The sequence below is a fragment of the Shewanella chilikensis genome (genome assembly GCF_002836945.1).
In the GTDB taxonomy this organism is placed as follows: Bacteria; Pseudomonadota; Gammaproteobacteria; order Enterobacterales; family Shewanellaceae; genus Shewanella; species Shewanella chilikensis.
In genome coordinates, this window is record NZ_NIJM01000048.1 from 22738 (window position 1) to 31964 (window position 9227).

Annotated in this window: 5 protein-coding genes; 3 read left to right on the forward strand and 2 right to left on the reverse strand. The window is 55.5% G+C overall.

What is annotated here, in order from left to right:
• Nucleotides 1–114: 114 nt before the first annotated feature.
• Nucleotides 115–2823: a DEAD/DEAH box helicase gene (locus tag CX651_RS15670; protein WP_101056795.1), complete on the forward strand. Its 2709-nt coding sequence runs from the start codon at nt 115–117 to the stop codon at nt 2821–2823.
• Nucleotides 2824–2915: 92 nt separating this feature from the next.
• Here CX651_RS15670 and CX651_RS15675 read toward each other — a convergent pair whose 3' ends face one another.
• Both CX651_RS15675 and CX651_RS15680 read right to left on the reverse strand, forming a co-directional pair.
• Nucleotides 2916–5276, reverse strand: coding sequence for a YgiQ family radical SAM protein (locus CX651_RS15675; protein ID WP_101056796.1), 2361 nt, complete (start codon nt 5274–5276; stop codon nt 2916–2918).
• A 175-nt stretch (nt 5277–5451) separates the two neighbouring features.
• A complete protein-coding gene (locus tag CX651_RS15680; protein WP_039035849.1) occupies nt 5452–5856 on the reverse strand; it encodes an MAPEG family protein in 405 nt (134 codons plus the stop codon).
• Nucleotides 5857–6071: 215 nt separating this feature from the next.
• Here CX651_RS15680 and CX651_RS15685 point away from each other — a divergent pair, with 215 nt between their 5' ends.
• Nucleotides 6072–7292: a threonine/serine exporter family protein gene (locus CX651_RS15685; RefSeq protein WP_071237684.1), complete on the forward strand. Its 1221-nt coding sequence runs from the start codon at nt 6072–6074 to the stop codon at nt 7290–7292.
• Between the two features lie 156 nt (nt 7293–7448).
• Complete coding sequence (locus CX651_RS15690) at nt 7449–9098, forward strand: ShlB/FhaC/HecB family hemolysin secretion/activation protein (protein ID WP_229839801.1); 1650 nt, start codon at nt 7449–7451, stop codon at nt 9096–9098.
• Nucleotides 9099–9227: the final 129 nt, after the last annotated feature.

Consider the following 9227-nt stretch of genomic DNA (forward strand, 5'->3'; position numbering starts at 1 on the left):
ACGACCGGCATCAAGGCGCATTTCTGGAAAGCTTACGCCTAAACCGTTAGGATACTTGCCATCCCGCGGCTTCAGTGGACGCAGCCGCGCCAACGCAAAAAAGTAGTCAAGGTCATGCCCGCCAAACCATTACTCGCTTACTACCAGGATTGCTATAAGGAAGATTGTGTCGACCTTAATCTGTGGCACCTTGGCAAACTAAACCAGGAAGACAGGCTGTTTATTGAGGGCGAGGATTCGCTGCTTTCAGGCTTCCTGCCAAGACAGCCAATCGCCCATGAAGCCGGGGCGCAGCTCCTGCCCAGAATCGCCATGTACCAGCGCGAGCGCCAACTGCTTTACGTTTCCCATTTTGTGGTCGGCCAGTTAAAGGAAGAGGGGCAGACCCGCACTGTACTCAGCCCTCTGGTTTTTAAAGAAGCCCTGTTGGAAGAAGATGACGGCAGCTTCTATGTTTCCCTCAAAGAGGGGGCGCTGCAGATTAGCGAACCCTTGCTGCGGCTGTTGCTGCCGGAAGACAGTATGGAAGCCGGCTTTGACGCCATCTTAGCTCCCGAGCGCCCCGACAGCTGGACCTCGCTGTTGAGCCAGAGCCACCAGAACATAGATACCCTGGGGCTGCTGGGATTCCCCAAACTGACAGGTTATGACAGCCTCGCCCGCCTGGCCCGCAAGCGTAAGTTAACTCTGGTGCCGGCATCGGCGCTGGTGTTTCTGAAACGCCCCAGCGCCAGTCGCGGCATTCTGCATGAGATCTCTGCCATGATGAATGCAGCCGAACTCTCGGCGCCGCTGCAGAATCTGATGGGAACACAACTGCCACCCAAGACCGAAGCCAAGCGCCGGCTCAAAAGCCAGTACCTGCCCTGCCTCCTGTCCCGGGCACAGCAGCAAGTGCTGGAGATAGGCGCCGGCCACAGTCTTGGCTGCGTTGTCGGGCCGCCGGGAACCGGCAAGAGTTATACCATAGCCGCCGTCGCGGCCGAGCATATGGCCCGGGGCGAGTCTGTGCTGGTCGTCGCCAACAACGAGCATGCGCTCGATGTCATCAACGACAAGCTTGAGAGTCAGTTCGGGCTCAAGGACATCAGCCTGCGGGCGGGACAAAAGGCCTTCCTGAAACAGCTCAAGGATTATCTCAGCAATCTGCTGAACGGCTATCATTCACTTGAGCACACACCACCGCAGCAGTTGGAAAGCCAGCTCAATTTATTGAACCGGCAACTGGACAACTCAGAACGCCGGCTGCTGCAGTTTTTGCGCCGCGCCATTCGCCGCGGTCAAAGGCTGCACAAACTGGAACGCTCACAGCGGCGCTGGTTATTGCAGCTCTATCTTGCTCTGTTTGGCCACAGCATGGAAAACCTGAGCCAACATTGGGACACCCTGGATGAGTTGAACGATAGTCTGACAACCAAGGAGGCGCTGGCCGCCAAGTTGCTGCAAAATGTCAAAACCAGCCGGGTTGCCGACTTGCTGAACAACCACAGGCAACAGCTGCAAACTTTCAATCAAGCGATTCGTTCCCGCACCTCACAACGGCAGTTTGCCCTGTTCGATACCTTGGATTACCAGGTGTTGCAGCAAGCGTTTCCCATCTGGCTGGTGAGCCTCAACACCCTGCATAAGGTATTGCCGCTGCAGCGGGAACTATTCGATCTGGTTATCTTCGATGAAGCCAGCCAGAGCAATATCACCAGCGCCTTACCGGCACTGTTTCGGGCCAAACGGGCCCTGGTCGTCGGCGATGGCAAGCAGCTCAGGCATATCTCCTTCCTGTCCCGCAGCAAAGAGCAGGCGTTACAACAACTGCATGGCGTTTCCACCGCGCAACCCGGCATCTGCAGCTATCGCGATAAATCGATTTTGGATCTGGTGGCCGAGCAGATAGCCTCCCAGCAGCAGGTTGCCTTTCTCGATGAGCACTTTCGCAGCGCTCCCGAGCTTATCAATTTCAGCAACTCGCAGTTTTATCAGCAGCGACTGCGGATAATGCAGCACAGACCCTGTACCAGCAGCGGCCATCTGCATCTGCACTCAGTGATGGGCGAGCGCAATGAACAGGGAGTCAACCAGGCTGAAATCAGTGCACTGTGCAACCTGATAAGGCAGCAGATAGACAGCTGCGAACAAGCGGGCATGACCAAGTCGCTGGGAGTGTTATCGCCTTTTAGGGCTCAGGCCGATGCGCTGGCCGATACTTTGTTCAAACAGTTTTCCGCCACCGAACTGAAAAAGTATCGCCTGCGGGCCGACACCCCCTTTGGTTTTCAGGGGGAGGAGCGCGACATTATGTATCTCTCATTTGCCGTTGACCCACAGAGCAAGAGAGCCGCGGTATATCTCAACCGCGAAGATGTGTTCAATGTGGCTATTACCCGCGCCAGAGAGCAACAACACCTGTTTGTTTCAGTAGCGGCCCAAGAGCTGCCGAGTCATTCCCTGCTGCGCCGCTATCTGGAATCCAGCCGTCAATTCAATGCTCGGCACAGGCAAAATGATCACCTTGATAAGTTTCAGCGCCAGCTCTGTGACGCCTTGGCCGGACACAATATCGAAACCTGGCCGGGCTATGAGCTAGCCGGCACAGAGGTGGATATCCTCTGCCGCTGGCAGGGCGAGTATCTGGCGCTGGATCTCATCGGCTTTCCCGGCCCCTGGATGGACTTTTTTGAACTGGACACATACAAGATACTGCAGCGGGCCAAGGTGCCCACGTTGCCCATCAGCTATGGACTCTGGTTGAAGAATCCCAGTGCCTGTATCGAGCGCATTCGCAGTAAGCTTGGCCAGGTAAGGACCTTATCCGGCGCAGAGACTTAGGGATAGCCTCTGAGAAGTGTTGGAGGGAGCGCGGCCCCTTGGCTCAGCGCTCCTACTTTCCACTTTAGCGATAATGGTTGGTGCTTGAGTTCTTACTTGGGTTTCTTACCTTGGCTTTTACCCTGATTTTTACCCTGAGCATGGCTTTGTGCATGGCCAAAGACAGGCCTGGCACCGGGTCTGGCTTTGCCACTGCCGGGCTTGGAGCCTTTAGCTGTTGCCACTTTGCCTGTTGTTGTGTGGTCGCCGCCCTTGCCTTTTCCGGCCTTGTTACCGCCTTTGGCCCCTTCGGTTGGCTTACCCTTGGCGGCTTTGCCGCTGCGCTCTGCAAACTGATTGTCGCTGAAACGGGTGAGTCCCTGGCGACCCTTGTCGGCCCCCTTGCGGTTATGCTTACCGGCCCAGGCTTCGGCGCGGCCTTCCGGGGGCACCAGATGCTGTGGCCCGGTGCCGATAAGATGCTGTTTCCCCATGGCGATAAGCGCCTCGCGGATCAACGGCCAACCTGCGCTGTCGTGATAGCGCAGCAAGGCCTTGTGCAGTCGCCGCTGACGCCCCTTCTTGGCCACCGGCACCTCTTCGCTGCTGTGTTTGACGTTTTTCAACGAGTTCAGCTCTGTGTGGTAGATGGTCGTGGCATTGGCCATAGGCGATGGGTAGAAGTTCTGCACCTGATCCAGCTTGAACTTACGCTCCTTGAGCCACAGCGCCAGGTTGAGCATGTCCTCGTCCGTGGTGCCCGGGTGAGCCGAAATAAAATAGGGGATCAGATACTGCTGCTTACCCGCTTCGGCCGAGTATTGGTCGAACAGCTCCTTGAACTTGTCGTAGGTGCCCATACCTGGCTTCATCATCTTGGATAAAGGCCCCTCTTCGGTATGTTCCGGTGCTATCTTGAGATAGCCACCCACATGGTGCTTGGCCAGCTCTTTAACGTAACGAGGATCTTCAATCGCCAGGTCATACCGCACGCCGGAGGCAATCAGTACCTTCTTGATCCCGGGAACATCCCGGGCGGCACGGTAAAGATCTATGGTGTGCTGATGATCTGTGTCCAAATGGCCACAAATACCGGGAAAGACACAGGATAAGCGCCGACAGGTCTTTTCGGCCTTTTCGCTCTTGCAGCCGAGACGATACATGTTGGCCGTTGGGCCGCCGAGATCGGAAATCACCCCGGTAAAGCCGGGCACTTTCTGCTGTATATCTTTAATTTCTTTGATAATGGATTCTTTCGAGCGGCTCTGGATAATGCGCCCTTCATGCTCGGTTATCGAGCAAAATGAGCAGCCACCGAAACAACCTCGCATGATATTGATTGAGGTCTTGATCATGTCGTAGGCCGGGATCTTGGCCTTGCCGTAAACCGGGTGTGGCACCCTGGCATAAGGCAAGTCGAATACCGCATCCATCTCATCTGTGTTGAGCGGCCAGGCCGGTGGGTTGACCCAAACACCACGGTCGCCGTGGGGCTGGAACAGGGCTCTGGCACAACCTGGGTTTTGCTCCTGATGCAAAATCCTCGATGCATGGGCGTACAGGTATCTGTCTTCACTCACCCGCTCGAAGGCCGGCAGCAACACATAGGTCTGCTCCCAGGGCCGTGGCTTGGGTGGCTGCACGCTGATGGGCTTGGGAGCGTCGTTGTCGAAGATCTTCTTGTCGGATGGCCCGGACAAATTCTGGCAGCCGACATCATCGGCGCCATAGGGATTGGGGATAGGGTCAATTTTATGCAACTGATCTATCTTGCGCGAGTCCATGCCGCGCCATTCTGGCAGAGGCTCTTTACGGATAACCGCTGTGCCGCGGATATTCTGCATCTGCGCCATGGTTTCACCCTTGGCGAGACGGTGCGCCACTTCCACCAGCGGCCGCTCGGCATTGCCGTAGATCAGGATGTCGGCCTTGGCATCAAAAATAACACTGCGGCGCACTTTGTCGGACCAATAGTCATAGTGGGCAATCCGCCGTAGGCTGGCCTCAATACCGCCTATGACCACGGGCACCTCTTTAAAGGCTTCCTTACAGCGCTGGGTATAAACAGTCACGGCGCGATCCGGGCGCTTGCCGCCTTCATTGCCTGCGGTATAGGCATCGTCGTGGCGCAGTTTACGATCGGCAGTATAACGGTTGATCATCGAATCCATATTGCCTGCAGTGACCCCGAAAAACAGATTCGGCTTACCCAGGCTCATAAAAGCCTCTTTGCTGGACCAATCCGGCTGCGAGATGATCCCCACTCTGAATCCCTGCGCTTCCAGCAAACGGCCTATCACCGCCATGCCAAAACTGGGGTGATCCACATAGGCATCACCTGTCACCAGGATCACATCACAGCTGTCCCATCCCAGTTGTTCCATCTCCTTGCGGGACATGGGCAAAAAGGGAGCCGTGCCGTAACACTCGGCCCAATACTTGGGATACTGAAATAAGCTGGATTCGACTTGCATTTGAGACTGACCATCAGAGGATTCGACACACGGCAGCCACGCTGCCTCAGGGCCGCGGAGTATAACAGGCTAACCGGGTTAAGTGTGACTGATTTTTCACCAACTGCCGACTATTTATCCCCCTTGCTTGTGCCTGCAAGCCAAGGCCCTACTTGGATTGTGGCTTCTCTCGGGTTCAGAGCAGCAAGCGCCCCACATACTGCCAGAGGTTAAACAGCGCCAGCACGAGTATGCTTATCCAGGTGAACAAGGTGCCGAGGAATCGGCCCGGGTGGTAACCGCCCTTGCCTTGGGTCAGACCTATGGCATGCAGCAATCTGGCCACCAGCCAAATCGTCCCCAGTAGATGTAACCAAACGCCGGCCATGCCGTTGGCTTCGGCCAACACCAAAAGCAGCAAGGCTATCGGGGCATTTTCCAGCAGGTTACCGTGTACCCGGTTGGCCAGATACAGTGCATCGTTGCCGCCATCACCCAGGCCTATCTTGTAAGCACGGCGCAGCCCTACCACCCGGTAAGCCAAAACCAAGACCAAAAGTCCCGTCAAGGCGGCATAAAAACCCGATATAAACAATGACATAATTTCAAACTCTCCTTTTTAACCTTCTCTATTCAGCCCCTATTGGCCCCATAAAATCCAGGTGTGCGCATCAACCTTAACGCAACAAGCTTGCACTTAGGCTCACATAAAGGAAATAATTTTTAAAATGTCATTAACCGGATTCAGCCCCCTTGCTGTAGAATCCGCGCGGGCAAAAAACCGTCCGTCCAACCAAGGGCACAGTGGGAAACCGAGTGGATAATCAAGAATTCATTGAAAAGCGCCGTTTTATCATCAAGTTGGGTAAGGCTCTGCATAAGTTCGGCACTCCGGCTTATCGGCTCGAAACCCACTTGCAGACAGTGGCCAAGACGCTCGGCATCGAAGGCTATTTTCTGATCTCCCCCACTTCGATGACCTTTGTGCTGCAACACGACACAGATCAGGAATACAACCATGTTGCCAGGGTCAAACCCGGCGAGCTGGATCTGGGGTCGCTGGCCCGCACCGACGCTTTAGTGCAGGAGCTGAGCCTGGGGCAACGCAGCCTGAGTGAAGCGCTGGAACGGCTGGATGAGATAGCCAACAAGCCCAATCCCTATGGCCCTGTGTTAACCCTGGGTGCCTTTGGCACCTCGGCCGCCGCCTTTGCCATGCTGATGGGCAGCAGCTGGAATGATGTATTCTGGTCGGCCTTGATAGGCATGCTGGTCTATGGTTTGGTATTCAGCGCCGAACGCTCGCGGCGAATGGCCGAACTGCTGGAGCCTTTAGCCGCCATGCTGGCCGGTTTCGCCGCCTGTGGCCTGGCGCAACTGGATGCCGGGCTGAATATCCCTGTGGTGGTGCTGTCGGGGATCATCGTCTTTATTCCCGGCCTGGCACTGACCCTGGGCCTAGCCGAACTGGCGGCAAGGGATCTTATGTCAGGCACCATGAGGATCATGGATGCGGTAATGCTGCTGTTCAAGCTCTACTTCGGTGCCGTACTCGGCGTGGCAATAGGCAATGCCCTGTTCGGAGAATCCCTCTATATCGAACCCATGCCACTGCCTCGCTGGGCCATCTGGTCGGCGGTGCCCATCCTCTCCATGGCGCTGGTATTTATCTTCAAGGCCAGGCTCAAAGATGCCCCCTGGGGCGTACTGGCGGGTATTGTGGCCTTCTTCTCCGCCATGTTCGGCGGCCTCTATCTGGGGGATTCTCTGGGGATCTTCTTCGGCGCCCTGGCCGTGGGTATTTACGCCAACCTGTTTGCCCGCTGGATGAAGGCACCGGCCTCCATTGCCCTGCTGCAGGGGATAGTCATCCTGGTGCCTGGCTCCAAGACCTATATCGGTCTCAATGTGCTTATCTCGGGTGAAACCATGTTGAACCAGTCGCATCTGGGGTCGCAGATCTTTCTGATATTCATGTCACTGATCGCCGGGCTCATCTTCTCCAACGTGGTGGTGCCGCCGAGAAACACCCTCTAAACGCTGCTGCCGTGGGCATTAGCGCCGGGGAAAGATAGTTTATTACAAGCTAAATCATTACTTTATTTCGCCAGCCTTCTTGACTAACCGCCTATTCGGTTGTGTTATTGAAGTGTGAATATCAGCCCGATATTCACTACCGAGAGGAGGCAGTCTATGGCAATAAGCCGCAGTGTCTTGCTTCTGGCAACCCTGTTTGCCAGCCTCTCCGTTTTGGCCAAAACCGGCACCGCAGGCAATGGCACCACCTCGTCTTCCCAAGGCCAAAATCCACTCCCTGAGCGGTTCAAGGTTGGCAATATTGTGGTGGTCAGCAACCCGATTTTCGACGAGTCTGCCAAGAATGCCATCTTCCTGCACAATTGGGCCAACGCCTTGCATATCAATACCCGGGAGTCGGTGATCCTTAATCGCCTCAGTATTCAGGAGGGGCAGGAAGTGACCCCAAGGCAGTTGGAAGAAGCGCAGCGAATTCTCAGGCGTGAGCCCTATCTCAGAGACGCCAAGGTCTCTGTGGTCAAGGCCGACCCCAGCGCCGATCAACAGCCTGATGGCGAAACCCTGCTGGTAGAAACCTGGGATCAATGGTCGCTGCTGCCCACCATCAGCCTGGGACGCAGCGGCGGCAACAACAGCTTCTCCGTAGGGCTGAAAGACGACAATATTCTTGGCCTGGGGATCCGCACCCGTTTGAAGTACCAATCCGACGAGGACAGAACCGGCTACAAAGTCGCGTTCGAAATGCCGCTGAACATCATCAAAAATGCCACTGTGGCGGCCAACTTCTATGACAACAGCGATGGTCAGGCCAAACAGCTGTATTTCGACAAGCCTTTCTATACTCTGGACGACACCCGCGCCTACGGCGCCGAGTATCTGGATGAAGACAGAATCGACACCATTCGCCAAAACGGCCTCGACATCAACGAATTCGATGAAGAGCTCCGCTATCGCAACCTCTACTGGGGCTTTATGTTCGCCAAAGAGAACCAGAGTCGGCAAAGATTACGCCTTGGAGTTACCCAGGATAAGCACAGCTTTCACGCCCTGCCTCAATACCCGCAGCAGCCCTTGCCTCAGGACAGAGACTTTCTCTACCCCTGGGTAGAATGGGAGTACCTGCAGGATGACTTTCGGGTGCTGACCAATATTCACCTGGTCAACTATAACGAAGACTTCAACCTCGGCTGGCATCACAGCGTTAAACTGGGGCTGGAAACCAAAGACAGTGATAGCCTGGGCTATCACCTCAACTGGCGCAGCAGTCGCGGCTATTTTGAGGGTAAGGAGCTGCTGTTGCTGGCATTTGGCGGTGAAGCCACCCTGGCCACCCGGCAACGGGACTTTTATCAAGTGAATGTTGCCGCCGAGTATTTCTATAAGTTCACCCCCAAGTGGACCGCCTATTCCAAGGCGCGGCTGTCCAACTCCAACAACAACTATATCGACCGTCCCTTTGCCCTGGGGGATGAAACCGGCATTCGCGGTTATCCCAACGACTACCAGCACGGTGACAATCAATGGCTGCTGACCGGCGAAATCCGCTATTACCCCAATATCAACCTCTACCAACTGGCAGAATTGGGCTGGGCCGCCTTTATCGATGTCGGTCAGGCCCTTGGTGGTGCCATGGCCAATGACAACGAAGTCTCAGGCCCCATAGGCTCAGTCGGCATAGGTGCCAGAGTCTACTCTTCCCGCTCCAGTTATGGTCATGTCGCCCACATAGATTTCAGCGTGCCCTTTACCCGGGGCGATGAAGTGGACGGCTGGGAATGGCGCTTTCAAGTGAAGCAGAGTTTCTAGGCTGATTTTGCCACCCCAGCGGCAAACTCTGCCGTATACCAATGCGTACACCTTATTCACTTCGAGACTAAGTGTGATCCGCACCGCTAATACAGGACACGCTACTAAGCAACACTCTTTAGTTCGTAG

What these genes read in the sequence shown, in the direction of transcription:
- CX651_RS15670 (WP_101056795.1), top strand. Translation starts at nt 115, where the DNA reads ATGCCCGCCAAACCATTACTCGCTTACTACCAGGATTGCTATAAGGAA.
- CX651_RS15675 (WP_101056796.1), bottom strand. Translation starts at nt 5,276, where the DNA reads ATGCAAGTCGAATCCAGCTTATTTCAGTATCCCAAGTATTGGGCCGAG.
- CX651_RS15680 (WP_039035849.1), bottom strand. Translation starts at nt 5,856, where the DNA reads ATGTCATTGTTTATATCGGGTTTTTATGCCGCCTTGACGGGACTTTTG.
- CX651_RS15690 (WP_229839801.1), top strand. Translation starts at nt 7,449, where the DNA reads ATGGCAATAAGCCGCAGTGTCTTGCTTCTGGCAACCCTGTTTGCCAGC.